This is a genomic window from Methylobacterium radiodurans, from assembly GCF_003173735.1.
Classification (GTDB): Bacteria; Pseudomonadota; Alphaproteobacteria; order Rhizobiales; family Beijerinckiaceae; genus Methylobacterium; species Methylobacterium radiodurans.
Map to the genome: position 1 here is coordinate 540,540 of NZ_CP029551.1, position 26,665 is coordinate 567,204.

23 protein-coding genes are annotated in these 26,665 nt (G+C 69.7%); 7 read left to right on the plus strand and 16 right to left on the minus strand.

Annotation, left to right across the window (positions count from 1 at the left end; genetic code table 11):
• Positions 1 to 163: 163 nt before the first annotated feature.
• Positions 164 to 2,485, plus strand: coding sequence for a catalase/peroxidase HPI (gene katG / locus DK427_RS02390; protein ID WP_109949863.1), 2,322 nt, complete (start codon positions 164 to 166; stop codon positions 2,483 to 2,485).
• An 85-nt stretch (positions 2,486 to 2,570) separates the two neighbouring features.
• Here the strand turns inward: katG and DK427_RS02395 are convergent, their stop codons facing one another.
• Genes DK427_RS02395 through DK427_RS02415 form a run of 5 tightly spaced genes read right to left on the minus strand, consistent with a single transcriptional unit; the run spans position 2,571 to position 7,855 of the window.
• The gene (locus DK427_RS02395; RefSeq protein WP_109949864.1) at positions 2,571 to 3,482 is read right to left on the minus strand and encodes an ABC transporter ATP-binding protein; all 912 of its coding nucleotides are present in this window, start codon (positions 3,480 to 3,482) and stop codon (positions 2,571 to 2,573) included.
• Positions 3,479 to 4,495 (minus strand): ABC transporter ATP-binding protein, encoded by a 1,017-nt coding sequence (locus DK427_RS02400; protein ID WP_109949865.1) that lies wholly within the window; start codon positions 4,493 to 4,495, stop codon positions 3,479 to 3,481. The genes DK427_RS02395 and DK427_RS02400 overlap by 4 nt, the downstream gene beginning before the upstream one ends.
• Positions 4,492 to 5,406, minus strand: coding sequence for an ABC transporter permease (locus DK427_RS02405; RefSeq protein WP_109949866.1), 915 nt, complete (start codon positions 5,404 to 5,406; stop codon positions 4,492 to 4,494). Before DK427_RS02405 ends, DK427_RS02400 begins: the two co-directional genes overlap by 4 nt.
• Positions 5,403 to 6,347, minus strand: a complete 945-nt coding sequence (locus tag DK427_RS02410; RefSeq protein WP_109949867.1) for an ABC transporter permease — start codon at positions 6,345 to 6,347, stop codon at positions 5,403 to 5,405. The genes DK427_RS02405 and DK427_RS02410 overlap by 4 nt, the downstream gene beginning before the upstream one ends.
• Entirely contained in the window at positions 6,347 to 7,855 is a 1,509-nt protein-coding gene (locus DK427_RS02415; protein WP_109949868.1) for an ABC transporter substrate-binding protein, read from the minus strand. Before DK427_RS02415 ends, DK427_RS02410 begins: the two co-directional genes overlap by 1 nt.
• A gap of 217 nt (positions 7,856 to 8,072) precedes the next feature.
• Here DK427_RS02415 and DK427_RS02420 point away from each other — a divergent pair, with 217 nt between their 5' ends.
• From DK427_RS02420 to DK427_RS02440, 5 genes are all read left to right on the plus strand, one after another.
• Positions 8,073 to 9,692: a gamma-glutamyltransferase family protein gene (locus DK427_RS02420; protein ID WP_109949869.1), complete on the plus strand. Its 1,620-nt coding sequence runs from the start codon at positions 8,073 to 8,075 to the stop codon at positions 9,690 to 9,692.
• 352 nt (positions 9,693 to 10,044) lie between these two features.
• Positions 10,045 to 10,647 carry a TadE/TadG family type IV pilus assembly protein gene (locus tag DK427_RS02425; RefSeq protein ID WP_109949870.1) on the plus strand — a complete coding sequence of 201 codons (603 nt, stop codon included), beginning with the start codon at positions 10,045 to 10,047 and terminating at the stop codon, positions 10,645 to 10,647.
• Positions 10,635 to 11,270, plus strand: coding sequence for a TadE/TadG family type IV pilus assembly protein (locus tag DK427_RS02430; RefSeq protein WP_109949871.1), 636 nt, complete (start codon positions 10,635 to 10,637; stop codon positions 11,268 to 11,270). The genes DK427_RS02425 and DK427_RS02430 overlap by 13 nt, the downstream gene beginning before the upstream one ends.
• Complete coding sequence (locus DK427_RS02435; protein ID WP_109949872.1) at positions 11,261 to 12,931, plus strand: pilus assembly protein TadG-related protein; 1,671 nt, start codon at positions 11,261 to 11,263, stop codon at positions 12,929 to 12,931. Before DK427_RS02430 ends, DK427_RS02435 begins: the two co-directional genes overlap by 10 nt.
• 353 nt (positions 12,932 to 13,284) lie before the next feature.
• Complete coding sequence (locus DK427_RS02440) at positions 13,285 to 14,535, plus strand: flavin-containing monooxygenase (RefSeq protein ID WP_109949873.1); 1,251 nt, start codon at positions 13,285 to 13,287, stop codon at positions 14,533 to 14,535.
• A 65-nt stretch (positions 14,536 to 14,600) separates the two neighbouring features.
• Here the strand turns inward: DK427_RS02440 and DK427_RS02445 are convergent, their stop codons facing one another.
• The 5 genes from DK427_RS02445 to DK427_RS02465 all read right to left on the minus strand — a co-directional run bounded on the left by DK427_RS02445 (position 14,601) and on the right by DK427_RS02465 (position 18,148).
• Positions 14,601 to 15,533 (minus strand): 2-hydroxyacid dehydrogenase, encoded by a 933-nt coding sequence (locus DK427_RS02445; RefSeq protein ID WP_109949874.1) that lies wholly within the window; start codon positions 15,531 to 15,533, stop codon positions 14,601 to 14,603.
• The gene (locus tag DK427_RS02450) at positions 15,530 to 15,985 is read right to left on the minus strand and encodes a type II 3-dehydroquinate dehydratase (RefSeq protein ID WP_109949875.1); all 456 of its coding nucleotides are present in this window, start codon (positions 15,983 to 15,985) and stop codon (positions 15,530 to 15,532) included. Before DK427_RS02450 ends, DK427_RS02445 begins: the two co-directional genes overlap by 4 nt.
• A 50-nt stretch (positions 15,986 to 16,035) precedes the next feature.
• Positions 16,036 to 16,983, minus strand: coding sequence for a LysR family transcriptional regulator (locus tag DK427_RS02455; protein ID WP_109949876.1), 948 nt, complete (start codon positions 16,981 to 16,983; stop codon positions 16,036 to 16,038).
• A gap of 71 nt (positions 16,984 to 17,054) precedes the next feature.
• Positions 17,055 to 17,729: a DUF1028 domain-containing protein gene (locus DK427_RS02460; RefSeq protein WP_109949877.1), complete on the minus strand. Its 675-nt coding sequence runs from the start codon at positions 17,727 to 17,729 to the stop codon at positions 17,055 to 17,057.
• On the minus strand, positions 17,726 to 18,148 hold the full coding sequence (locus tag DK427_RS02465) for a RidA family protein (RefSeq protein WP_024829447.1): 423 nt from the start codon (positions 18,146 to 18,148) through the stop codon (positions 17,726 to 17,728). The genes DK427_RS02460 and DK427_RS02465 overlap by 4 nt, the downstream gene beginning before the upstream one ends.
• 323 nt (positions 18,149 to 18,471) lie before the next feature.
• Between DK427_RS02465 and argE the strand changes: the two genes are divergently transcribed.
• Positions 18,472 to 19,656 (plus strand): acetylornithine deacetylase, encoded by a 1,185-nt coding sequence (argE, locus tag DK427_RS02470; RefSeq protein WP_204165250.1) that lies wholly within the window; start codon positions 18,472 to 18,474, stop codon positions 19,654 to 19,656.
• Positions 19,657 to 19,686: 30 nt separating this feature from the next.
• Here argE and DK427_RS02475 read toward each other — a convergent pair whose 3' ends face one another.
• The 6 genes from DK427_RS02475 to DK427_RS02500 form a co-directional block, all read right to left on the minus strand.
• Positions 19,687 to 20,295, minus strand: a complete 609-nt coding sequence (locus tag DK427_RS02475; RefSeq protein WP_109949879.1) for a glutathione S-transferase — start codon at positions 20,293 to 20,295, stop codon at positions 19,687 to 19,689.
• A gap of 43 nt (positions 20,296 to 20,338) precedes the next feature.
• The gene (locus tag DK427_RS02480; RefSeq protein ID WP_109949880.1) at positions 20,339 to 21,496 is read right to left on the minus strand and encodes an ABC transporter ATP-binding protein; all 1,158 of its coding nucleotides are present in this window, start codon (positions 21,494 to 21,496) and stop codon (positions 20,339 to 20,341) included.
• Entirely contained in the window at positions 21,477 to 22,295 is an 819-nt protein-coding gene (locus DK427_RS02485) for an ABC transporter permease (RefSeq protein WP_109949881.1), read from the minus strand. Before DK427_RS02485 ends, DK427_RS02480 begins: the two co-directional genes overlap by 20 nt.
• The gene (locus DK427_RS02490) at positions 22,295 to 23,158 is read right to left on the minus strand and encodes an ABC transporter permease (RefSeq protein WP_109949882.1); all 864 of its coding nucleotides are present in this window, start codon (positions 23,156 to 23,158) and stop codon (positions 22,295 to 22,297) included. The genes DK427_RS02485 and DK427_RS02490 overlap by 1 nt, the downstream gene beginning before the upstream one ends.
• An 87-nt stretch (positions 23,159 to 23,245) precedes the next feature.
• Positions 23,246 to 24,280 (minus strand): ABC transporter substrate-binding protein, encoded by a 1,035-nt coding sequence (locus tag DK427_RS02495; protein WP_245930768.1) that lies wholly within the window; start codon positions 24,278 to 24,280, stop codon positions 23,246 to 23,248.
• A gap of 424 nt (positions 24,281 to 24,704) precedes the next feature.
• Positions 24,705 to 25,868, minus strand: a complete 1,164-nt coding sequence (locus tag DK427_RS02500; protein WP_109949884.1) for an alpha-hydroxy acid oxidase — start codon at positions 25,866 to 25,868, stop codon at positions 24,705 to 24,707.
• Positions 25,869 to 26,665: the final 797 nt, after the last annotated feature.

A 26,665-nucleotide genomic window follows, 5' to 3' on the forward strand; every position in this document is an offset into this window, starting at 1 on the left:
GTGCATCCGCCACGCATGGCTGTGAACCGGCCGGTCCTTGATTTCCGCGCCGACCGCCAGATGTCGCCGGCGTCGAGCGGATGGGTCGCTACTCCTAGGAGGAGGATCCCCGGACGCGCTCGGCCGGGGCCGGTGTCGCAGGGGCATCGAAGGGGGGAAGACGATGAGCGGGATGACGGCGGACAAGACCAACACCGAGACCTTCCGGATGGAAGGGCGCTGCCCGTTCGGCGGCGACCGGATCGGCGGCGCCCTCGGCAGCCGGCCGACCCTGGAGAACTGGTACCCGCACCGCCTCAGGGTCGAGCTTCTCCACCAGAACGGGCTGGCGGCCGACCCGCTCGGCCCGGACTTCGACTACGCCGCCGCCTTCGCGGCGATCGACTACGAGGCGCTCAAGCGCGACATCAAGGAATTCCTGACCTCGTCGGTCGGGTGGTGGCCGTCCGATTACGGCAATTACGGCCCGCAGATGATCCGCATGGCCTGGCACTCGGCCGGCACGTACCGCATCGCCGACGGGCGCGGGGGCGCCGGCACCGGGATGCAGCGCTTCGCCCCGATCTCGAGCTGGTGGGACAACGGCAACACCGACAAGTCGCGCCGCCTGCTGCAGCCGATCAAGCACAAATACGGCAACGCCCTGTCCTGGGCAGACCTCATGGTGCTCAGCGGCAATTGCGCGCTCGAGATCATGGGCTTCCCGACCTACGGCTTCGCGGCCGGCCGGCTCGACGCCTGGGAGGCCGACAACGCGACCTACTGGGGCCCCGAGGTCGTGGACATGGGGACGGTGTCGAGCTTCGACGACATGGTCAACCGCGACAAGCGCTGGCGGGGGAAGAACGGCGAGGCCGAGTACGACCTGGAGAACCCGCTCGCCGCCTCCCACCAGGCGCTCATCTACGTGAACCCGGAGGGCCCCTACGCCAGCGGCGACCCGCTGGCCTCGGCGCGCGACATCCGGATCACCTTCACCCGCATGGCGATGAACGACGAGGAGACGGTGGCGCTGATCGCGGGCGGCCACGCCTTCGGCAAGAGCCACGGCATGGTGCCGGCCAAGGAGATCGGGCCGCCGCCCGAGATGGCGCCGATGGAGGCGATGGGCCTCGGCTGGCACAACCCGAAGGGCACGGGCGCTGGGGCGGACACGATGACGAACGGCATCGAGGGCAGCTGGACCCCCGATCCGACCCGGTGGGACAACGCCTATCTGGAGAACCTCTTCCGGTTCGACTGGGAGCAGACGCGGAGCCCCGCGGGCGCGCTGCAATGGAAGCCGAAGGCCGCGGACGCCCCCAAGACGCCCGACGCGCATGTGGCCGGGCAGATGCACGACCTGATGATGATGACCTCCGACATCGCCCTCAAGGTCGATCCGGAGTACCGCAAGGTCTGCGAGAAGTTCCTCGGCGACTTCGACGCCTTCACGCAGGCCTTCTCGAAGGCGTGGTACAAGCTCACCCATCGCGACATGGGCCCGAAGCACCGCTACCTGGGCCCGGAGGCGGTGATCGAGGACGGACTGCTGTGGCAGGACCCGCTGCCGGAGCGCGACTACGAACTCGTCGGCGAGGCGGAGATCGCGGCACTGAAGCAGACGATCGCCGCCACGGGGCTCTCGGTCTCCGATCTCGCCTTCACGGCCTTCTCGGCGGCCTCGACCTACCGCGACAGCGACAAGCGCGGCGGCGCCAACGGCGGCCGCCTCGCCCTTGCCCCGCAGAAGGACTGGGCGGTCAACCGCCGCGCGGCGCCGGTGATCGCGGCGCTCGGCGACGTGATGTCCGCGTTCAACGATGGGCGGAGCGACGGGAAGCGGATCTCGCTGGCCGACCTCATCGTGCTGGCCGGGTGCAGCGCGGTTGAGCAGGCCGCCCGGGACGCGGGCGTCGAGATCGCGGTGCCGTTCACGCCCGGCCGCGTCGACACCACGCAGGAGCTGACGGACATCGAGATGTTCACGTGGCTGAAGCCCGTCGTGGACGGCTTCCGCAACTACGTGGACGAAGGGTTCGGGGAGATGACGCGGCAGGTCTCGCCGGAGGAACTCTTCCTCGACCGGGCCAACCTGATGACGCTGACCGCGCCGGAATGGACCGCTCTGACCGGGGGGCTGCGCGCGCTCAACGTCAACCACGACGGCTCGAGCCGGGGCGTCTTCACGGATCGGGTCGGGGTGCTGACGACCGACTTCTTCCGCAACCTGACCTCCACGGACCTCGTCTGGGAGAAGGCCGACGCGGACGGGATGGCCTTCGTGCTGAAGGACCGGGCGAGCGGGGCGACGCGGTTCGAGGCGACGCGCAGCGACCTCGTCTTCGGGGCGAACGCCCAGCTCCGCGCGATCGCCGACGCCTATGCGGGAAGCGACGGCCACCGGCGCTTCGTCGGTGACTTCGTGAAGGCGTGGGACAAGGTGATGATGCTCGACCGCTTCGACGTGAAGGGCCACAGGCGCCACGCCCCCATGGCGGCCTGAGCGCATCCGACAGGAGCCCGGTGCGGGCTCCTGTCCCCTCTCGGCCGCGGCGGGAACAGCCCCTGCGGCGCGATACAGACCTGCGTCAGGTCACCGCGGCGACCCAGTGGCCGGGGGCGACCTCGACGAGGTCTCCGGGCTGGCCCTCCTCCGGCATCTGCGGGCCGGCGGCGGCGAGCCGGGCCCGCTCCGCGACCGGGTTGGGCAGCGGCACCGCCGAGAGCAGGCGCCGGGTGTAGGGATGGCGCGGGTCCTCGTACAGCCGGTCGCTCTCGGCAAGCTCCACGATGCGCCCGCGCCAGAGCACCGCGACCCGGTGGCAGAGGTAGCGCACCATGCGCAGATCGTGGGAGATGAACAGGTAGGAGAGGCCGAGTTCGGATTGGAGGTCCTGCAGCAGGTTCACCACCTGCGCCTGGATCGAGACGTCGAGCGCGGCGATCGGCTCGTCGGCCACGATGAAGCTCGGCCTGAGCGCGATGGCGCGGGCGATGCAGATGCGCTGGCGCTGGCCGCCGGAGAACTGGTGCGGGAACCGCCCCAGGAAGGCGGGATCAAGCCCGACGCGCTCGAACAGGTGCTCGACGGCCTCGCGGCGCTCGCCGCTCGTCATCCCGGGCCGGTGCAGCCGGAAGGCCTCGGCGACGTAGGCGCCCACGCTCATGCGCGGGTTGAGCGCGGCGTAGGGGTCTTGGAACACGGTCTGGATGCGCCCGCGCATGCGCCGCATCGCCCGGGGCGGGAGCGTGGCGAGGTCGGTGCCCTCGAAGGCGACGGTGCCGGAGGTCGGCGGGTTCAGCATCGTCACCGCCCGGCCGATCGTGGACTTGCCGGAGCCGGATTCGCCGACGAGGCCCAGCGTCTCGCCGGGCGCGATGTCGAAGCTGACGTCGTGGACGGCACGGAACACGTTGGCCTTACCCCCCCACCATGCCCGCAGGGGATAGGCCTTCGAGAGGTTGCGCACCGACAGGATGGGGGCTGCTGACACGCTCATCGGGCGCCCTCCTCGGCGAGCCGGGCCGGCAGGTCGTACCAGGCGGCCACGAGATGGCCGGGCGCCGCGCCCGCGGCCTGGACGAGGGGCGGCATCTCGGCGCGGCAGCGCGCGGTGGCGTAGGCGTTGCGCGGGGCGAAGGGGTCGCCCTGGGGCGGGCGGCGCATGTCGGGCGGGCTGCCGTCGATCTGGTGCAGGCGGCGGCGGCCGGCGCGGCCCCTGCTCAGGTCCGGCAGGGAGCGCAGCAGGCCGAGTGTGTAGGCGTTGCGCGGGTCGCCGAAGATGTCGTCCACGGGTCCCCGCTCCAGGATGCGCCCGGCATACATCACCTGCACGGTGTCGCTGATGCCGGCGACCACGCCGAGATCGTGGGTGATCCAGATGATCGCCATGCCGAGCTCGCGCTTCAGCTCCTGCACCAGGGCGATGATCTCGGCCTGGACGGTCACGTCGAGCGCCGTCGTCGCCTCGTCGGCGATGAGCAGCTTCGGCCGGCAGGCGAGCCCGATCGCGATCATCACGCGCTGGCGCTGCCCGCCGGAGAACTCGTGCGGGTACTGGTCGAGGCGCGCACCCGCGTTCGGGATGCGCACGAGGTCGAGGAGTTCGCGGGCCCGCGCGCGAGCCGCCCGCCGGTCGAGGCCGAGATGGATGCGCAGCGGTTCGACGATCTGCTGGGCGACCGTCATGCCGGGATTGAGCGAGCTCATCGGGTCCTGGAAGACGAAACCGATCTCGCCACCGCGGACCTTGCGCAGGGCGCGCTCGGGCAGCGCCAGGAGATCGCGGCCCCGGAACAGCACCTGCCCGCCGGCGATGCGGCCGGGCGGGCGCGGGATCAGGCCCAGCATGGCGAGGACGTGCACGCTCTTGCCGGAGCCGGATTCGCCCACGATGCCCAGCGTCTCGCCCTCGGCCAGCGTGTAGGAGACGCCGTTGACGGCGTGGACCGTGCCGCCCTCGGTGTCGAAGGTGACCCGCAGGTCCCGCACGTCGAGCAGGGGTTCGCTCATGTCCGCTGCCTCGGGTCGAGGGCGTCGCGCAGGCCATCGCCCAGCAGGTTGAAGGCCAGCACGGCGAGGAAGATCGAGACGCCCGGCCAGATCGCCATCCAGGGCGCCTGGTCCATGAAGTTCTTGGCGACCGTCAGCATGGCGCCCCAGGAGGGCTCGGGCGGCTGCTGGCCGAGACCGAGGAAGGAGAGGCTCGCCTCCGCGATGATGGCGGCCGCGATGGTCAGCGTCGCCTGGACGAGGATCGCCGGGACGATGTTGGGCAGGATGTGCACCAGCGCGATCCGCCAGGGCGGGTTGCCCACCGCGCGGGCCGCCTCCACGAACTCCTCCGCCGCCACGGCCCGCACCTGCGCCCGGGTGAGGCGCACGAAGGTGGAGGTGGCCGACAGGCCGATGGCCAGCATGGCGTTGGTGAGGCTCGGGCCCAGGAAGGCGGCGAGCGCGATCGCCAGGATCAGGAAGGGGATCGCGAGGAGCGCGTCGGTGAGGCGCATGATCACCGCATCGATCCAGCCCCCCGCATAGCCGGAGAGGAGGCCGATCGGCAGGCCGAGGGCGACCGCGAGCGCGACCGAGACGAGGCCGGCGCCGAGCGAGGCGCGGGCCCCGTAGATGATGCGGGACAGGATGTCCCGCCCGACCTCGTCGCCGCCGAACGGGTGCGCGAGGCTCGGCGCCGCGCGCACCGCTCCCCAGTCAGTCGCGGTCGGATCGTAGGGCGCAATGAAATCCGCGAGCGCGGCCATCGCGACGAGCAGGACCACGATGGCGAGGCCGACCACCGCGCTCCGCCGGGCGCGCAGGCGGCGCCAGAAGGCCGAGAGGGAGCGGGGCTCGCGGGGACTAGCGGGCGCGGCCGCGGGCGCGGCGACGCCGGCGGCTTCGGTGAGAGGGGCACCGGTGCTCATGCTCGGCGCAGCTTCGGGTTCACCACGGCCGAGAGCAGGTCGGCGGCGAGGTTGAGGGCGATGTAGGTGGCGGCGGTGCAGATCACGACGCCCTGCACGGTGGCGAAGTCCCGGTTGAACACGGCATCCACCATCAGCTTGCCGAAGCCCGGCACGGAGAAGACCTGCTCGGTCAGAACCGCGCCCGAGAGCAGTTGCCCGAATTCCAGCGCGCCCAGCGTGATGATCGGGATCGCTGCGTTGGGCAGCGCGTGGCGCAGCACGAGGCGCAACGGGGAGACGCCCTTGGCGCGGGCGGTTCGCACGTAGTCGGAGCCCAGCACGCCCAGCATCGCCGCGCGGGTGTGGCGCATCATCACCGCCGCGATGGCGTTGCCGAGGACGAAAGCCGGCATGGCCATGGATCGCAGGTTTTCTATGAGACTCTCGCCCGGTGGCACGTAGCCGGAGGCCGGCAGCCAGCCGAGATGCACCGAGAAGAGCAGGATCAGCAGGATGCCGAGCCAGAAGTTCGGCACCGACAGGCCCCAGAGCGCGACGCCGTTGGCCGCAGCGTCCATCCAGGTGCCGCGCTTGACCGCCGAGAGGATGCCCATCGGCACGCCGATGGCGAGCGCCACCAGCATGGCGAGGCAGGCGAGCTCGAGCGTGACCGGCAGCTTCTCCAGCACCAGTTCGGAGACCGGCTTCTGCAGGCGCACCGAGACGCCGAGATCGCCCTGGAGCACGCCGGCCGCCCAGTAGGCGTAGCGCACCGGCAGGGGCTGATCGAGGTGGTACTTCTCGCGGATGAAGGCGATCACCTCGGGGTCGCGCTCCTCGCCCGTGAGCGCGGTCGCGACGTCGCCCGGCAGCAATTGCTGCAGGGCGAAGATGATCATCGAGGCGATGATGAGGGTCGGGACCGCGAGCGCGAGACGGTGGACCAGGAAACGCAGCATCAGTTCAGCTTGAGCCCGGTGAAGCGGGCGAGTCCGTCCGGATAGGGCACGAAGCCGGTGAGCTTCGGGCTGTAGGCCCAGAGCAGCTTGCGGTGCATCAGGTAGACGCCCGGACGGTCGTTCAGCACCGTGTCGGCGAGCGCCTTCCAGGCGGCCTTGCGCTTCTCCGGATCGACCGAGCCGCGCTCGGCCTGCAGCGCCGCGTCGGCGCCCTCGCTGCAGTAGCGCGGGTAGTTCAGCGGCGCCTTGCAGGCGAGGAAGCTGAAGGTGTTGCCGTCCGGGTCCGGCCGGCCGCTCCAGTTGTAGAGATAGGCCTCGTAGTTGCCCTTGTCGGCGATATCGAGCGCGGTGGTGAAGTCGGTGGCCTGGAGCTTCACGTCGAAGCCCGCCTCCTTGGTCATCGCCTGGATCACCTGGCCGACCTGCGGCGCCTCGCTGTTGGCGTAGACCATCATGGTGATCTGGGGCTTGGGCTGGCCGGCTTCCGCCAGCAGCGCCTTGGCCTTGGCCACGTCGCGCTTCGGGATCGGATAGTCCTTCACGTAGTCCGGGTGCTTCGGCGAGACCCACTGGTTGCCGGGCAGGAACTCGCCGTTGAACACCACCTGGCTGATGGCGTTGCGGTCGAGCGACAGCTCGAAGGCGGCGCGCACCCGGGGGTCGGCGACGGGCGAGCCGGCCTTGGCGAGGTTGAACAGCACCGACTGGAAGCCGAGTTCGTAGGTCGAGGCGAGCTTGAGCTTGGCGTCGCGCGCCACCTGCGGCGCGTCGGTGGGAGCGAGGCGCTCCAGGAGGTCGAGCTGGCCGGCGCGCAGGTTCGTCAGCCGCACCGTGGTGTCGGGGATCGGCCGGAACTCGATGCGCTGGATGTGGATCTGGTCCTTGTTCCAGTAATCGGGGAAGCGCTCGACCACGATGCGGTCCTGCGGCACCCGCTCCACGAACTTGAACGGGCCGGCGCAGACCGGGGCGGTGGAGAACTTGTCGCCCAGCCGCTCGGCGGCTTTCGGCGAGACCAGCATGCCGGCCCGGTCGGTGAACTGCGCCATCAGCGGCGCGAAGGGCTGCTTCAGGGTGATCCTGAAGGTTAAGTCGTCCACGACCTCCACGGTGTCGATCGGTGCGATCTCGCCGCGGCGCTGCGAGCCCGGCATCTTCAGGTGGCGCTCGATCGAGAACTTGGCGGCGGCCGCGTTCACGGGCTCGCCGTCGTGGAACTTGGCGCCGGGGCGCAGGGTGACGGTGAGCACCTTCTCGTCCGCCGAGAGCTCCCACTTCGTGGCGAGCTGCGGCACCGGCTTCAGGTCGGGGCCGATATCGACGAGCTTGTCGCAGAGCGCGGCGAAGACCATGCGGCTCGCGAAGGTGCGGGCGAGCGTCGGGTCGAGGGCGTCGGGATCCTCCATCATGCCGTAGCGCAGGGTCTGGGCCGAGAGCGGCGCGGTGACCGCGAGCCACGCGGGCAGCGCGAGCCCTGCGGCGAGGCAGGCGGCGGAGAGACGCAACATCCAGTTGTCCCGTTCGTGCGAGGATGGATCGGCCAGAAGGGTCCGGCGCGCGGGCCGGCACGTCAAGACCGCGGCGGCGCGATCCTGTGGCACACGGTGTTCCAAGCAGCATCCGTGCCAGCGCGCAGCGGCGCGGCACAACTTGTGCGGTCCGGCGGAAGGGCGCAACAGAAGTGCCGAGCCCGCGACGCGCCCCGGCAACCACGGACCCGAACCGATGAAGCCCTTCGCCTGGAACCACGGCTATCCCTCGCTGCGCATGCCGATCTTCGGCCGCAACGTGGTGGCGACCTCGCACGCGCTCGCCGCCCAGGCCGGGCTGAAGATGATCTGGCAGGGCGGCAACGCGGTCGATGCGGCGATCGCCGCGGCGGCGGCCAAGACCATCACGGAGCCCTGCAGCAACGGGCTCGGCTCGGACGCCTTCTGCATCCTGTGGGATGGCCGGCAATTGCACGGGCTCAACGCCTCGGGCGGCGCGCCGGCCGCCTGGACGCCCGAGTACTTCCGCCGCAAGTACGGCGAGGCGGCCCGCCCGCCGATGCGCGGCTGGGATTCGGTGACGGTGCCGGGCGCGGTGGCCGCCTGGGCGGCGCTCTCCGAGCGCTTCGGACGCCTGCCCTTCGGCGACCTGATGCAGCCCGCGATCGAGATCGCCGAGCGCGGCTACCTCGCGCCGATCGTGGTGCAGCAGAAATGGGCCGCCGCCGCCCGCGTGGCGGACCTCGCCGGCCAGCCCGGCTTCGCCGAGGTCTTCCTGCCCCACGGCCGCGCCCCGGAGGTCGGCGAGCGGGTGCGCCTGCCGGGCATCGCCCGGACGCTGCGCGCGGTCGCCGAGACCGGGGCCCGCGCCTTCTACGAGGGCGAGATCGCGGAAGGCATCGCCCGCCACGCCGCCGCGCACGGGGGCGCCATGACGGTGGCCGATCTCGCCGCCTTCCGGCCCGAATGGGTGGAGCCCACGGGCCAGGATTACCGCGGCTACACGCTCCACGAGATCCCGCCGAACGGACAGGGCATCGCCGCGCAGATCGCGCTCGGCATCTTGGAGGATTTCGATCTCGCCAGCCTGCCGCCGGACGGGCCCGAGAGCCAGCACCTCCAGATCGAGGCGATGAAGCTCGCCTTCGCGGACACCTACCGCTACGTCGCCGACCCCTCCGGCATGACGGTGACGCCCGACGAGATGCTCGACCCAGCCTACCTGAAGACCCGCGGCCGGCTCATCGACCGCGCGCGGGCGCAGGATTTCGGCCCCGGCAACCCGGCCTCCGGCGGCACGATCTACCTCACCGCGGCGGACGAATCCGGCATGATGGTGAGCTTCATCCAGTCGAACTTCATGGGCTTCGGCTCCGGCGTGGTGGTGCCCGAATGGGGCCTCAGCCTGCAGAACCGGGGCTACGGCTTCCACCTCGATCCGCGCAGCCCCAACGTGGTGGCGCCGGGCAAGCGGCCCTTCCACACCATCATCCCGGGCTTCCTGACCAGGGACGGCGCGCCCGTGATGAGCTTCGGGGTGATGGGCGGCAACATGCAGCCGCAGGGGCACGTGCAGACGCTGGTGCGCATGCTCGACCACCACCAGAACCCGCAGGCCGCCTGCGACGCGCCGCGCTGGCGCGTCAACGAGGGGCTCAGCATCAACGCCGAGTCGACGATGCCGGCCGAGACGGTGCAGGCGCTCGCCGAGCGCGGCCACCGCATCGAGGTGATCAACGACAGCTACCAGGATTTCGGCGCCGGCCAGTTCATCTGGCGCATGGGCGACCCCGCCGAGGACGGCTACGTGGCGGCGAGCGACCCGCGGCGCGACGGGCAGGCCGTCGTCGCCTGAGCGCGGCTGCGCCTTCCGCCCGCCCGGCATCGCGGCACACGATCCGTGCCGCAGCCGCGGACGGATGCGGTGTATGGGCTATCGCGTAGCCTTCGCACGCCAAGGCGCATGTCCGCTTAGAGCCGTTCCCGATCGCATTGCAAGCGGGAACGGCTCTAAGCCCTTGTTTTGACGCGCTCTCTTGCGCTGAACCGGCGTGCACTTCGGCAGAGAGCGCTCTAGACTGGTCATGCCGCCAACCTTCGCAGCATCCCGTGCATGGTTGCGCGAGCGGTCGAGCCAAGCGCACGAAGTGTTAAACCTCGGCGGATACAGGCCTTGGTTGCGAGCAAACTCTGCTGCAACCGCCGGCATGATAAAGCGCGACCTCTACTCAACAGTCATCAAGCCCTTCGGCAGCGCTCGTGAGGGAGCCGCAGCGGTCGAGTTCGCGCTCGTGGCCGTGCCCTTCCTGGGATTGTGCGCCGCGATCATCCAGGTCGCCTTCCTGATCTGGGCGGCGCAGAACTTCGACCGCGCCCTGCAGGTGGGCGTCCGGTCCCTGTTCACCGGGCAGTTCCAGCTCTCGAATGCCGGGCAGACCGACCCGACGGCGATCCTCACCGCCCTCCGGTCGCAGATCTGCGGCGCGGGCTCGGACAATCGCGTCACGCTGTTCGACTGCTCCGCGGTCAAGCTCGACGTCAAGACGGCCGGCTCGTTCGGATCATCCGCGCCCGCGAGCCCGGTCGACCCGAACACGGGCACGTGGAGCACGTCGTTCGGGAACACCTACGTCTGCCCCAAGCCCGGGGCCATCGTGGTCGTCACGGCGGCGGTCAAGCTCCCGACGCTCCTCGGCCTGCTCGGGACGAACTTCCGAACCTTCGCGGACGGCTCGTACCTCCTGATGTCGACGGCGGTGTTTCGCACCGAGCCGTATCAGACGACCGGGACCACGGCATGCGCCAGCTGAAGCCGGCCGGGTCCGCCGTCGCCGCTCTCGCGCGCTGCCGCGCGGGCAGCGCCATGACCGAGTTCGCGCTGCTGCTGCCGGTGCTGCTGCTGATTCTCGCCGGCGTCTCGGAATACGCGCACGCGATCGACAACTGGCGCAAGCTGACGCTGCTCGCCCGCACCGTGTCGGACCTGACCGCTCAGGGAGACACGCAGAACCCGGTCAGCTCCGGCCTCATGGGTGACATCCTCGCCTCGTCGAGCGCCGTGCTGCGTCCCTTCGACAGCTCAGGCGTCAAGATCGTCGTGAGCGCGATGGGAGTGGACCTGACAAAGCTCAACCTCGTCCCCAAGGTCTGCTCCAGCACCGCGAGCGCGAACGCGACCGCCCGGGGGCTCGGCGGCGCGGCCGACCTGACCGTGCCGCCCGGGTTTCAGACGACCGGCGTGCGCTACATCCTGACCGAGGCCAGCATGGACTACCGGCCAATGCTCGGCAGCGCGTTGCTGAAGCTGTTCGGTCAAGCGAGCGGAACGTTCAGCTTCAAGGTCAGCATGCCCTGGCCGGCCCGAGGGGGACGGAAATACGGAGCCAACACCTACACCGAGGTGATCCTTCCGGGAGGCGCGGAATGCAAGTAGCCGCCTTCCGCCGGGCTTTCGCACGACTCCGCGGAGCTCGGGACGGCAACGTCGCGATCCTCTTCGCCTTTCTGAGCCTGCCGATCCTGGGCTTCACCGGGGCGGCGATCGACTACGGGTTGGCCACCCGCCTCGAGGTGAAGCTGCAGGCCGCCACGGACGCGACGGCCCTCGCCCTGTGTCAAACGCCGCTCTCCACGACGAAGGCCGCGTTGCAGCTCCAGGCCGGCACGATGATGACCGGCTTCATGGGGGCGACGGTCACGCTCGACGCGATCACCATCACCGACAATCCGCGGCAGATCACGCTGACCGCGCGCGCGCCTTCACCCATCTTCTTCGGCAAGATCACCGGGACGACGACGATCCGGCCGCGCGCCACCGCGCGCTGCGCCACACCCTTGCCGAAGACGTTCGAGATCGCGCTCGTCCTCGACAATACCGGCTCGATGAACGTCTCGGGCGGCGGCCAGACGAAGATGCAGGCCCTGAAGACCGCGGCGGCCAATTTCGTGGATTACGTCTACAGCAACGACGCCTTCTCCGCCGGGACACGCCTCTCCATCGTGCCCTTCGCCTCGGCCGTGGCGATCCCCGCGAGCTACCGCTCAGCTTCCTGGATCGACCTCACAGGCAAGTCTTCGTATCATTGGACCAACGTGCTCTCGCCGGGTGGCTCCAACTTCACGAACCGGCTGCAGATCTTCGCCAAGCTGCAGGGCGTCTATGCCGGCTGGGGCTGGGCCGGCTGCCTGGAGACCTTGCCCTATCCGCTCAACATCCAGGACATGACGCCGTCGTCCAACGATTCCTACTTCGTGCCGATGTTGGCGCCCGACGAGCCGGGGGACAGCAGTGCGACCTATGCTTGCGTTGGACAGAACTGTAGCTACAACAGCTACATCGACGACAAGACCGACAAAACAAATTGCGACACGACGAACAATCTGACATTTGCGCAACTGGAGGGGCGGGCCTGCAAGTACGTCTCGCCCACCGGAGCCACACCGACAAATTCGAATTATTTTACCGGGGTGCCGAACGGTCCGAATTTCGGATGCACGACCCAGCCGCTGCAAACGCTGACGAGCGATACCGCGGCGCTGAAGGCCCTCATCAACAGCATGGCGCCCCTCGGCTCGACCAATATCTACGAGGGCCTGATGTGGGGTTGGCGCACGCTCTCGCCCCTGAGCGTCTTCGCCGGCGGAGCGAGTCCGCCAGCCTCCTACAGCTCCAGCGCGGTCAACAAGGTCCTCATTCTGATGACGGACGGGGAGAACAGCTGGCCGATGAACGGGAACTCGCCGTACAATCAGTCGATGTACTTTCCGGCGGGCTACATCAAGAATGCGGACGGGTCCGGCCCCAATCCGCGTCTGCCGCCCGGAAACCAGAACATCTCGACCACGTCCAGGGCACGCAATGCGCTGGACGCCCTCACGTCGCTGGCCTGCAGCAACGCGAAGGCTGCGGGCATCTCGATCTATACGATCGGGTTCAGCGTCCCGGCCGATCCGATCGATCAGCAAGGCCTCAACCTTCTGAGCAGCTGCGCCAGCGCGACGAATCAATTCTTCGTCGCCAACGACGCGAACGGCCTGATCACCGCCTTCAATCAGATCGCCTCAAGCATCGGGTCGCTGCGCCTGACGCAGTGAAGGCCTCTCGCGAAACGCCCGATCACCGGGTGCCCTCCCTCCGCGCACGACGGCGCTGCGGGCGTTGTGTCAGGTGCTCCGGAGGCCGGCGGCCTGCCCGAAGCCGCCAGACGACCCCGGCTTCAGGGAACACGACCGCGGCGGCGCGCGGCCGGAGGTCGGCCAGGCTCCGAGAGTTCGCATTTTCCGAAGCGGACCATAGAAAAATCGTTCTTCTCTTCGCCGATCCGTTCCAGCAGACCTGACTCACCGTTGAAGGTCACTGTCCCCGTGTAGGGCAGATCGGATGTGGCCGGCTCAGACACGCCGGGCGAATTCGAGATCGAAGGATCTGCAAGGTTTCGGGAGCTGAAATGGCAGTCGAGGTCACCGATACCCTGGTCGTGGGAGCGGGCCAGTCAGGTATTGCGATGAGCGAGCACCTCACCGCACTCAAGATCCCGCACATCGTCCTGGAGCGCAGCCGCATCGCGGAGAACTGGAGTTCGATGCGCTGGGACTCGCTCGTCGCCAACGGGCCGGCCTGGCACGACCGCTTCCCGAACCTGACGTTCGAGGACGTGCATCCGGACACCTTCCCGACCAAGGATCGCGTCGCCAAGTATTTCAATGACTACGCCGCGATGATCAAGGCGCCGATCCGCACGGGGGTCGAGGTCAGGCACGTCAAGCACAACCAGGGGCGCCCCGGATACACGGTGACGACATCAGACGGCATCTTCGAGGCCCGCCGCGTCGTCGCGGCGACGGGGCCGTTCCAGGTGGCGTCGTTCCCGAACATCGTCCCGGCCGATGCAGCGATCGATCAGCTGCACTCGTCCAACTACAAGAACCCCGGACAGCTGGCCGACGGCGCCGTGCTGGTCGTCGGATGCGGCGCCTCGGGCTCGCAGATCGCCGAGGAGCTCTGCAAGGCCGGACGGCAGGTCTACCTGTCGGTCGGCGAGCACTACCGCCCGCCGCGGGCCTATCGCCAGCGCGACTATTGCTGGTGGCTCGGCGCGCTCGGCCTGTGGGACGAGGTCAAGTCGAAGCGCAAGAAGCGGCACGTCGCCTTCGCGGTGAGCGGCTACGAGGGCGGGCGGACCGTCGATTTCCGGCGGCTCGCACATATGGGCGTCACGCTGGTCGGCGTGACCCGTGACTACGCGAACGGCACGCTCCACTTCGCGGACGACCTCGTGCGGAACATCGCCGAGGGCGACGAGGCCTATTTCGACGTCCTGCGGGACGCCGACGCCTATATCGCGCGCAAGGGCCTGGACCTGCCGCCCGAGCCCGAGGCGTGGCACCGCTACGAGGATCCGGACTGCCTCAAGGAGCCGATCCTCAGCCTCGACCTGGGCAAGGCCGGCATCGGCACCATCCTGTGGGCGACCGGCTTCAAGTACGACTTCAGCTGGCTCGACGTCGACGCGTTCGACGAGCAGGGCCTGCCCCTGCACAAGCGCGGCGTCTCGGCGGAGAACGGCATCTACTTCCTCGGCCTGCCCGATCTGACGAACCGGGCCTCCGCCTTCATCTACGGCTGCTGGCAGGATGCCAAGCACATCGCCGACCACATCGTGATCCAGCGCAACTACGACGCCTATACCCGGGCCTGACGGGCCCGGGCCGCGCCCGGGCACCTGCCAAGACTCCCGGTGATCGGGAGTTTTGCGAGAGGCTCTCAGTACCCTCGCGCCAGGTCCACGCGGTGCTCCGGCGGCTGCCCTGCGCGCACCCGCCGGATGTTCTCGGCGATCTGCCGGGCCGCGGAGGCGGGGATCGCCACCGAGGCGAGGTGCGGCGTGACGAGGACGTTCTCCATCGTCCAGAGCGGGTGACCCTCCGCGAGCGGCTCGGTCTCGAACACGTCGAGCGTCGCGCCCCCGAGATGGCCGGAGGCCAGGGCCGCCACGAGGGCCGCCTCGTCGATCACCGCACCGCGCGAGACGTTGACGAGCTTGGCGCCCCGCGGGAGCGCGGCGATCGCGTCCGCGCCGATCAGGCGCCGCGTCTCGGGCGTCAGCGGCAGCATCACCACCAGGATCTCGCTCCGCGCGAGGAACGGGATCAGCGCGTCGGGACCCGCGTGGCACGCGATGCCGGGGAGCGCCTTCGGCGTGCGCGACCAGCCCGCGACGGAGAAGCCCTGGCGGGCGAGTTCGAGCGCCGCCGCGCCGCCGAGTTCGCCCAGACCCAGCACGCCGACCCGGATCTCCCGGGCCTCGCGCGGGTGGACGTAGTGCCAGCGGCCGGCGCGCTGGGCCGCCTCGAAGGCCGGGATGTCGCGGGCGTAGCGCAGCACCGCGAACAGCACGTAGTGCGTCATCATCCTGGCCATCTCGGGATCGGACAGGCGCGCGACCGGCACGTCGGGCAGGTCGTCCCGGCCGACGAGGGCGTCGGCGCCCGCCCCCAGGATGGTGACGAGCCGCAGGCCTGGATGCCGCGCGAAGAAGCCCACCGGCGGCTTCCAGACCAGCGCGTAGCGGACGTCGTCCCCCGGCCCGATCTCGTCCGGCGTCCGGACACGCACGTCCGGCAGCAGCGCCTCCAGCGCCGCGCGCCAGGGCTCGACCGGATCGACGGCGCTGGCGAAGACGAGGGTCTCGGTCACGCGCGGGCCTCCCGCGCCAGGGTGGCGAGCGCGGTGATGGCAAGTTCGTAGCCGAGGCCGCCGAGCCCCGCGACCACGCCGGTCGCCGCCCGCGAGACGTAGGAATGGTGCCGGAAGGGCTCCCGCTTCCAGATGTTGCTCATGTGCACCTCGACGATGGGCCCGGGAAATGCCTGCAGCGCGTCGAGGATCGCCACGGAGGTATAGGTGAGCCCGGCCGCGTTGATGGCCAGGCCCGCGGCCGTTCCCCGCCCCTCCTGGATCCAGTCCACGAGCACGCCCTCGTGGTTCGACTGCCGAAAATCGAGAGCGACGCCGACGGATCCGGCGTGCCGCTCGCAGCGCGCCTTGAGCGCGGGGAAGCTCTCGCTGCCATAGGTTCCGCTCGGGTCGAGCCCGTACAGGTTGGCGTTCGGGCCGTTCAGGAAGAGGATCGGGATCGGCGCGGTCATGGCGGGTTCCTCGGAGCGTTCCTCGGGGGCTTCCTGCCCCGGGCGGGCCTTCAACGCGGCACCCGCCGCTCGATGGCGGGCGCGACCATGCCGGGGATGTAGGCGTCGGAGATGAAGGCCCGGCAGTGCGTCTCGAAGGCCTCCACGAGGCGCGAGCGGTTGAGCTGCTTCAGGCGCGCGAGGCCGATGCGCATCGGGCGGTGCGTGCCCGCGAGCCGCACCCGCTTCAGCCGCTTCCCGTCGAGCGCGAGGTCGGAGCGCGGGCGCACGTTGAACAGGGTGTAGCCGTGGCCGTTGGCCACCATCGTGCGCACCACCTCCTGGTGGGCGGAGCGCGCGGCGATCTTCGGCTGCAGGCCCTCGGCCATGAAGAGGGCGAGGAAGTATTCGCGGCTCAGCGGCAGGTCGAGCAGGATCATCGGCTCGTCCACGATGTCGGCCATCGCGACCGCCGCCTCCCCGGCGAGCGGATGCCCCTCGGCCACCAGGACGTGCGGCGGCAGGTCGACGAGCGGGGTGAAATGGATGTCGTCCGGCACGTGCAGGTCGTACGTCAGCGCGACCTCGGTCTCCGAGCGGCGCAGGCCCGTGATGAGCTGTTCCTGGTCGCCCTCGACATAACGGATCTGCGTGGCGGGATAGGCGGTGGTGAAGGCGTGGGCGAGTTCGGGCACGAGCATCGGCGCGAGCGTCACCATGCAGCCGAGCGAGAGGGGGCCCCGCACCTGTCCCCCGGCCTCGGAGGCCAGGGTGTAGAGCCCTTCGGCCTGCTCCACGAGGGCCTTGGCCTCGCGCAGCACCTCGCGGCCGATCGGCGTCAGCGTGAGCCCCTGCGCGTGGTGGCGGACGAAGAGCTGCACGGAGAGTTCCCGCTCCAGGTGCGCGATGGCCGTCGAGATCGAGGGCTGGGAGATGTGGATGCGCTCGGAGGCGAGCGTGATGCTGCCGGTCTGGCCGGCGGCGATGAAGTATTCGAGTTGGCGCAGGGTGAACCGCATTCGCCGCCTTCAGCGAGCGCAGAGGACGACCAGTGGGCCGACCGGAAAGCCGCCGCGCGTCCTATCCGCGATCATAGGTCGCCCGGCACTCCGTAGCTCGGCGCGGCGACCGGGTCGAGGGCGCGGGTGACGTAGGCGTCGAGCTGCGGCCGGTAGAGGTCCCACAGCGCGGCAAGGCCCGCGATCGGGCAATCCTCGGTCCAGTCGACGCGCAGGTCCGCGACGGGCCAGGCGACCTCGCGCACCAGCATGAGCCCGGCCGAGTGCACCGGGCCGGCCTCACCGCCGGCCGCGAGCGCCGCCCGCATCGCGACGAGCAGGCGGTCGCCCAGATGCCCGGACGCGCCGAGGAAGGCCTCGACCATGGCCCCGGGCACGCGCGCGTCGGCGAGCAGGTTGCCGCCGCAGGCGACGTCCCGGTCGCGCGCCTCGGCCCAGGTCCCGAGCGCCCTGGGGCCGGAATGGATCGCCGTGCCGCCGGCCGCGTCCACCGCGAGGACCTGGCGATAGTCCATCGGACCGCCGGTCCGCCGCAGCACGGCGACGGCCTCGGCGGCGTCGGCGCCGAGCGCCATCAGGTCGAGGGCCCGGCGCCCGAGGCCCGGGTCAGTCACGTTCTGGCTCGCGACCGCGCCGACCCCCGCGCGGGCATGGGCGCAGCGCGCCGCGACGGCGGGCGAGGAGGACGAGACGGCGACGCCGAACATGCCGGTCGCCGCGCAGCGCGCCACGATCGAGAAGGTCATGCCGCCTCCGGGATCACCGCGATGGCGTCGATCTCGACGAGCCATTCGGGCCGGGCGAGCGCGGAGACCACGATCCCGGTCGAGACCGGATGGACGCCCTTCAGCCAGCGGCCGACCGTGCGGTAGACCGGCTCGCGGTAGCGCGGATCGACGAGGTAGATCGTGATCTTGCAGATGTGCTCGAGCCGCGAGCCGGCCTCTTCGAGCAGCATCGCGATATTGGCCATCGCCTTCTCGGCCTGACCGGCGGCGTCGCCGATCGCGACGCTCTCGGAGCTGTCGAGGTCCTGGCCGATCTGCCCGCGCACGAAGACCATCTGCCCGCGGGCCACCACGGTCTGGCAGAGGTCGTTGTCGAGCTGCTGCTCCGGATAGGTGTCGCGGGTGTTGAAGGGACGGATCCGCTTGTGGACGGTCATCGGGTCGTTCCTACCTCGGGCAAGAGCGAAGGCGGGCTGCGGCTTGCGCCGTCCGGCCCGGGGAGGAGCGACCGTGCGGGCGCTGCACGCGACCCGGCCGCTCGACGCATCGGGATCGACCGGCGGCGCCCGCTTCCAGGCTTGAGCGGGGCGAGGATATCGATCCGGCTGGTCCCAACAACAAGCACTTGCCGGGGTCGTGGTTCGGAAAATCCGAAGCCGCCGGAGGCCCGGCGAGGGCCGCGGACAGGGCTCCTCGTGTTGTCTCCGGTGCCCGCCGACCGTAACCATCCGCCCGGTCTTGCGCGTTGCGGAATCCACCGATGGTCACCCCTGTCACGGCACCCGGATCGCTCGGCATGTCCCTCGTCGAGACGCTGGACAGGCTCGTCGCCTTCGAGTCCGTCAGCGCCAGCAGCAACCTCGCGCTCGTCGACTACGTCGAGGCGCTCGCCCGGGCGAGCGGGGCCGAGATCGACCGGGTGCCCTCGGAGACGGGCGAGAAGGCCGCGCTCTGGATCACGCTCGGCCCGCGGGACGTGCCGGGCTACGTGCTCTCCGGGCACAGCGACGTCGTACCGGTGGCGGGGCAAGCCTGGTCGAGCGACCCGTTCCGGCTGACCGAGCGCGACGGGCGCCTGTACGGGCGCGGCACCTCGGACATGAAGGGCTTCGTTGCGGTCTGCCTGGCCCTGATGCCCGAGATGGCGGCGGCGGGGCTCGCGCGCCCGATCCACATCGCCCTCTCGTACGACGAGGAGGTCGGCTGCCTCGGCGTTCGCCCGCTGATCGCGCGGATGCGCGCGCGGGGCCCGCGTCCGCTGGGCTGCTTCGTGGGCGAGCCGACCGAGATGGGTGTCGTGGTCGGCCACAAGGGCAAGAGCGCGGCTCGGCTCACCTTTCGCGGACGGGCCTGCCACTCGGCGATGGCGCCGCAGGGGATCAACGCCGTCGAGTACGCCGCCCGCTTCATCGACCATGTTCGCCTGAGCGCCGAGGGGCTCGCCCGCGACGGTGCCCGCGACCCGCTCTACGACGTGCCCCACACCACCGGGCTCTGCAGCGTTGTCCGCGGCGGCACCGCGCTCAACATCGTGCCCGACGCCTGCACGGTCGAGTTCGAGTATCGCGCCATCGCGGCCGACGATGCCGGGGCGCTCGCCGGGGCCGCGATCGCCTACGCGACCGAGGTGCTGGGCGCCGAGATGGCGGCGCGCGATCCCGCCTGCGGCGTCGCGGTCGAGCCGCTCGTCGATTATCCGGGGCTCGAGATCGACCCGCGGGCGGATCTGGCGCTCCTGGCCAAGCGGCTCGCCGGCCGCGACCACCACGCCAAGGTGTCCTACGGGACCGAGGCGGGCCTGTTCCAGGCACTGGGCGACGTCCCGGCCGTGGTGATCGGCCCGGGCGCGATGGCGCGCGCCCACAAGGCCGACGAGTACGTCACGCGGGACGAGCTGGAGAGCTGCGCCGCCTTCGTCCGGAGGCTGATCGACGTATCGCGCTGAGCGGCAACCGAGACCCTGCGCGGCGCGCCCTCACTCCTCGGGCGTCGTGCGCTGCATCGACGGGCGCCGGCCGAACGCCTCGTACCACGCTGCCGCCCCGGGCCGGCCGGTACGCCAGCCGAGGTCGGGGAAGCGGAAATCGAGGTAGCCGAGGGCGCAGGCCGTGGCGACGGCGCCGATATCGAGCGCGCCCGCAGGACCGGCGAGCGTCGCCTCGATCCGGTCGAGGGCGCCGGCGATCTTCGCGACCTGGCCCGCCTCCCAGGCGTCCCAGCGCGCGGAGGCCGGGCGCAGCACGCGCTCGTAGCGCAGCAGCAGCGCGGCATCGAGCAGGCCGTCGGCCAGCGCCTGGCGGGCGAGCGCGTCCCAGCGGGCCTCCCCGTCCGGGAAGAGGCGCGGGCCGGCCGAGCGCGCGTCGAGGTACTCGCAGATCATCCGGCTGTCGAACAGGGCGCTCCCGTCGTCCAGCACCAGGGTCGGGACCTTGCCGAGCGGGTTGTGGCCGACCGTCTCGGGATTGCGCTCGGTGGGCGTGGCCGTGACCGGAACGATCGCGATCGCCTCGGCCTGCCCGGTCTCGTGGGCGACGACCAGGACCTTGCGGACGTAGGGCGAGGTCCGGGCGTAGAGGAGCTTCATCGGGTCCTGTTCCTGTCGGGCGTGTCCGGCGCGGACGACCGCGTCACGGCTCGGGCGGGAAGGCGACGAGGCCCGCCTGCGGCACGAGCAGGCCCACCGGGGTCCCGGGGGCGTAGGTGGCGAGCGCCCCGTGCCCCGGCATCCGCACCACCACGCGCCCGCCCCCGACCGTATCGGATTCGAGGTCGGCGTGCAGGTCGATGTGCGAGCCCTGGTAGACGAGGGCCGCGACCCGGGCCGGCAGGGTCCCGGCCTCGCCCGCGGGGCGCACGCCGAGGTGATCCGGCCGCACGAACACGTCGACCGCGGCACCGGCCGCGCAAGCGCCCAGCGCGCCGGCCTCGACCTCGCGGCGGAGGCCGCCGACCGCGACCGTGGCGCGCTCGCCCGCACGGGATTCGAGACGGCCGGGCAGGAGGTTCACGTCGCCGATGAACCCTGCCACGAAGCGGTCCTGCGGGTGCCGGTAGACCTGGTCCGGCGTGCCGACCTGACGGACACGGCCGGCCGACATCACGACGATGCGGTCCGACATGCTGAGCGCCTCGCCCTGGTCGTGCGTGACGAAGACCGTCGTCACCCCGAGCCGGCGCTGGATCTCCTTCAGCTCGACCTGCATCGCCCCGCGCAGGTTCTTGTCGAGCGCCGAGAACGGCTCGTCGAGGAGCAGGACCTTCGGGCGGATGACGAGGGCGCGGGCGAGCGCCACGCGCTGCTGCTGGCCGCCGGAGAGCTGGCGGGGCGAGCGGTCCGCGAGGCCCGAGAGCTTCACGAGGGCGAGCGCCTCCGCGACCCGCTCGGCGATCTCGCGCTTCGGGACGCCCCGCATGCGCAGGCCGTAGCCGACGTTCTTGGCCACGCTCATGTGGGGGAACAGGGCGTAGTTCTGGAAGACGATGCCGATCTCGCGCTCGTAGGGCGGGGTGGCGGTGACGAGGTCGCCGCCGATGAAGATCTCGCCCGCATCAGCTTCCAGGAAGCCCGCCATCAGATTGAGCAGGGTGGTCTTGCCGCAGCCCGAGGGTCCGAGCAGCGTCAGGAACTCGCCCTGCTCCACCTGAAGCCAGGTCTCTTCGAGCGCGGTGACCGAGCCGAAGCGCTTCACCACCCCGTCGAGGCGGACCGCCGGGGCGGGGCGGGGGATCACGGCGGCGCCGGGCAGGCTCGCGGGCGGGGAGAGATCAACGGCCTTGCTCAACATTCAACACCTTGCCGAGCCCGAGAAACGTGTTGGCGACGGTCAGCGCGAGCGCCGTCACCGCGATGTAGATGACCGAGACGGCCGCGAGCGTCGGGTCCGCGAACTCGCGGACGTAGCCGTACATCGCCACCGGCAGGGTCTGGGTCGCCTGCCCCGTCACGAAGAGCGAGGCGGTGAACTCGTTGAAGGAGAGGATCGCGGCGAACAGCCAGCCGCTGACGAGGCCGGGCGCCAGCAGCGGCAGGGTGATGGTGGAGAGCACGCGGCCCGGCCGGGCACCGAGGCTGGCGGCGGCCAGCTCCAGCCGCTCGTCGATGTTCTGCAGCGAGATGTAGACCGAGCGGATCACGAAGGGCAGCACCACCACGACGTGGGTGAGGACCACGACGGAGAAGCCCCGCGCCGCGCCGATGCCGGTAGCGAGCACCAGCAGGCCGAGGCCGATGGTGAAGTGCGGCACGATCAGGGGCGAGAGCAGCACGCCCTCCAGCGCCGCCTTGAGGCGGAAACTGTACCGCTTCAGCGCGATGGCGAAGCCGGTGCCCACGCCGAGCGCGATCGTGGAGGCCCAGGCGGTGACCACGAGGCTGTTCCACAGGCCCGTCTGGAAGTCCCGGTAGGTCAGGGCACGGGTGAACCAGCGCGTGGAGTACTTGGCAGGCGGGAAGCTCAGGATCGCCCGGTCGTTGAAGGCGGCCAGCGTGACCACGAGGGCCGGCAGCACGATGAAGGCGAGGATCAGCCCGACGAGGACCTTGCCGGAAATCCCCAGGAGACGTGTGGAGAGGCCGCGGCGCATCAATGGCCTCCGAGCGCTTCGAGCGGGCGGGCGGCGCGTCGCACGAGCCACATCGTGCCGAGCGCCAGGACGAGGCCGGCGAGGCTTAAGGAAGCCGCGACCGGGAAATTGAACGAGGACAGGCCGAGCTGGTAGACCAGCGTCGAGACCACCCCGACCTTGCCGCCGCCGATCACCTGGGGCGTCGCGAAGGCGCTGAAGGTCCAGGCGAAGGCGGTGGTGAAGCCCGCCACCACGCCGGGCATCGAGAGCGGCAGCGTCACCGTGAGGAAGGCGCGCACCGGCCCGGCGCCGAGGCTCTGCGCCGCCCGCTCGTAGTCGCGGTCGATATGGGCGAGGGCGGCTGCCAGCATGATCACCATCACGGGCAGCGTCACGTGGACGAGGGCGATGATCACCCCGAGTTCGGTGAACATGAGCTGGATCGGCCGCTCGATCAGCCCGAACTGGCGGAGCGTCGCGTTCACGAAGCCGGAATTGCCGAGCACCACCGTCCAGGCATAGGTGCGCACCACCTCGCCGAGGAAGAGCGGCGTCACCGCGGTGACCAGGATGACGGATTTCAGCAGCACCGAGCGGGTGCGCACCAGGGCGTAGGCGACGGGGTAGCCCACGACCAGGGTGATCAGCGCCGTCTCGAAGCAGATCAGCACCGTGTCGCGCAGCGCCCGCAGCACGATCGGGCGGCCGAGATCGGTGAAGTTCTCCAGCGTGAGCCCGCCGACGTCGAGGGAGCCCGGCACGTAGGCGTGCAGGCTGTAGCGCAGGATCGCCACCATGGCGGCGACGATCGCGGCGGCGACGAGCACCGCCGGCGTCACGAACAGGGGCAGGAAGGGCCGGCGGCGAATCGCGGGTGTCATCGGGATTCCGGTCGATCGGGACGGACGGCACGCCCCTCTCACCCGGCCGCGCCGGGCGAGAGCATGCGGGCCGGAGACGGCGAAGTCTCAGCGCGCCATGATGTTCTCGGCGAACCACTTGCGCCAGAGCGCCGTCTTCTCGGCCCTGAGCTTCGGGTCGATGTTGATGGCCTGGGTCTTCCACTGCTCGGCGGTGGTGAACACGCCCGGGAGCTTGGCGGTCTCGGGATCGACCTTCGCGTTGGTGACGGTGGGGCTGCCCTTCTTGAGCTGCGCGATCTTGGCCTGCACTTCGGGATCGAGGGCGATGTTGATGAACTTGTAGGCGAGATCGGCCTTCTTCGAGCCCTTGTTGATCGCGACCGTGTCGATGCCGAGCACGCCGCCCTCCTTCGGGATCACCACGGTGATCGGCACGTCCTGGCCCTTCATGTAGTAGGCGTTCATGGTCAGCACGACCTGGACGGGGGTCTCGCCGGAGGCGATGAGCTGCTGGCTGTTGGCGTCGTTGGTGTAGAAGGCCCGGAAGTTGGGCTTGAGCGCCTCGAGCTTGGCCTGCCCCTTCTCCCAGGTGGCCGGGTCGCCGCCCGAGAGCAGCGCCGAGACCGCGATGATGTGGCTCGGGTCGAAATCGGGCGCGGCGAGGCTGTTCTTCAGCTTCGGATCCCAGAGGTCGGCCCAGGAGCCGAAGGTCATGCCCTTGGGGGCGAGGTCGGCGCGATAGCCGATCGTGTAGACGTAGCCCCAGGTGCCGAGATGGGCGGGGCTGACCTTTGCCTGCTCGACGAGGTTCTGGGAATTCGGGATCTTGGCGAGGTCGAGCGTCTCGAAGAGGCCGTCGTTGACGTAGAGCCAGCCGACATGGGCGGTCGTGAAGGTCACGTCGCTCTCAGGGGAGCCCTTGGCGAGCTTGGCCTTGTTGAGCCGGTCGATGGTGCCGCCGGTGATGTACTCGACCTCGACGCCGGTCTCCGCCTTGAACTTTGCGGCGATAGCCTCGTCGATCAGGTCGCGGAAGCTGCCGCCCCAAGTGCTGACGACGAGCTTCTCGGCCGCCTGCCCCGGGATGATCGATGCGACCAGGACGGAGGCGGCGATGAGCGGTGTCAGAAGGCGGATCACGTCGGTGGCTCCTCTCGGTGTCATCTCAAGGTATTCGCAAGCGCGATGCCAATCACGCCCATCCACGATCACGAACGATATCGCGGCCTCTTCTCGTGCGACCTTGCGGATCGACGTAGCATAGACCGGGAAACTTCCACTCATCGATGGCCGCACGGCCACCCTTCGCCCGGATCATGCGAGCAAAGCTCAATCGATACGGCTCGATTCCGCGCGTGCTCGCGCGCCGACGATCCGAGCCCTGGCCTCTCAAGGCCTCCCCGGATGGTCAGCTTGCGAAGATCGGATCATCGCGCGGCGCGGCCCTCTCTCGGAAAGCGAGGCTAAATGGCCGCACCCGTGCATAAAGTACGATTTCCGGAAGCCCCTGGATCGGAAATCCCGAGGCATCGGACCTCGGGAGCCGGCCCCGGCCGAACCAGTGTCAGGGGGCGGCGGCCCGCACCGGTGGCGTCCGCAGGATCGAGCGGTCGACCGCGCGGATGTCGCGGTGACCGCAGAGCGCCATCGTGGTGTCGAGTTCCTGGCGGAGGATCGACAGGGACTTGGCGACGCCCGCCTGTCCGTAGGCACCGAGCCCGTACAGGAAGGCGCGGCCGATGAAGACGCCCTTCGCCCCGAGCGCGACGGCCTTGAGCACGTCCTGCCCCGAGCGAATGCCGCCGTCCATCAGCACCTCGATGCGGGATCCGACCGCGTCGACGATCTCGGGCAGCACTGTGATGGACGAGGGCGCCCCATCGAGCTGACGGCCGCCGTGGTTCGAGACGATCAGCGCCTCGGCCCCCGTCGCGGCCGCCTTCTCGGCGTCCTCCACGTCGAGGATGCCCTTTAGGATAAGGGGGCCCTGCCAGCGGTCGCGTATCCGCTGCACGTCGTCCCAGCCGAGGCGCGGGTCGAACTGGTCCGCGGCCCAGGCCGAGATGGAGCTGGTGTCGCGCACGCCCTCCACGTGCCCGACGATGTTGCGGAATGTCCGCCGCCGCGTGCCGAGCATCGACCAGCACCAGCGGGGCTTCGTCAGCAGGTTCAGCGCGGTGCCGAGCGTCGGCTTCGGGGGCGCGGAGAGGCCGTTGCGCAGGTCCTTGTGGCGCTGCCCGAGGATCTGCAGGTCCAGGGTGAGCACCAGCGCGGAGCAACCCGCCGCCTTCGCCCGATCGATCAGCCTGTCGTTGAAGGCGCGGTCGCGCATGAAGTAGAGCTGAAACCAGAACGGCTGGGTCACAGCCTCGGCGACGTCCTCGATGCTGCAGATGCTCATGGTCGAGAGCGTGAACGGCACGCCGGCCGCCTCCGCGGCGCGCGCCGCCAGGATCTCGCCGTCGGCGTGCTGCATGCCGGTCAGGCCGGTCGGCGCCAGGGCAACGGGCATCGCGACCGGCCGGCCCGCCATCGTGGTAGTGAGCGAGCGGTCGGTCATGTCGACCGCAACCCGCTGGCGCAGCTTGATCGCCGCGAAATCGGCCTCGTTGGCGCGGTAGGTGGACTCGGTCCAGGAACCGGAATCGCAGTAATCGTAGAACATCCGCGGCACGCGCCGCTTGGCAACCCGTCGCAGGTCCTCGATCGTCGTGATGATGGGTGCCATGGTTCTTATAGCTTCGGATCAATGCCGCTGAAGGAAGGTTCGGATGCCGCCGATGCGCTCCGCCCCGTGCTCTCCGGCGACGACGGAGCGCACGGTCTCAAGGTTCCAAAGCCGCCTCGAACGACGGCGATACGATCTCTCTAGCAGGATGCGGTGAGAACACGCTGCGTCCACTGGCCTGCATACATGCGCGCTAACGGGCCTGTCCTGGTCCTCGTTACAGAAGGCTGCCGCCGGCATCCTCCCTCGATGATTCTGCTCAGAAATCAGCGGGCTCGCCTTCGAATCTATCCTTGCCCCCTGTCGAAATGAGGCTCAACGCAACCCTCGCAAATTCGCCCCGAGCGATGCCCAACTTGCGCACCGCCGCAGGAGGGGCACTTGAACACCCTCTATGCCCGGACGGCACCTATCCTTTGCCTCGCACTGCATCAACTGCAGTGTCGGACTTGAGTTGGTAAGTGCCTCGGTACAAGTCGCCGTTTCATGTGAGATTTCTTGCGCCGTCTCGCACAATCAGGCATGATTTGCTTATCCAACGCGGATTAGTTGCCTTGAAAGCGGATAGGCATTCGCAGCCGCCCGCGTCAGCAAAGACCATGGATTAGGGCGAAAAAATGGCCCCTGCCCTTCGTTGCACGAGCGAAGCGTGGCTTGTTTTGCTTTTTCGACCTTGGATCCGTTGAAAATTAGCTTCTTTATAGAACGCGTGTCCAACGAACTTCCGCTCGTTCATCGGCTTAAAACTCAGTTTTACCAGATTACTATTGATAATACAGAGGACGATGCATTAATTT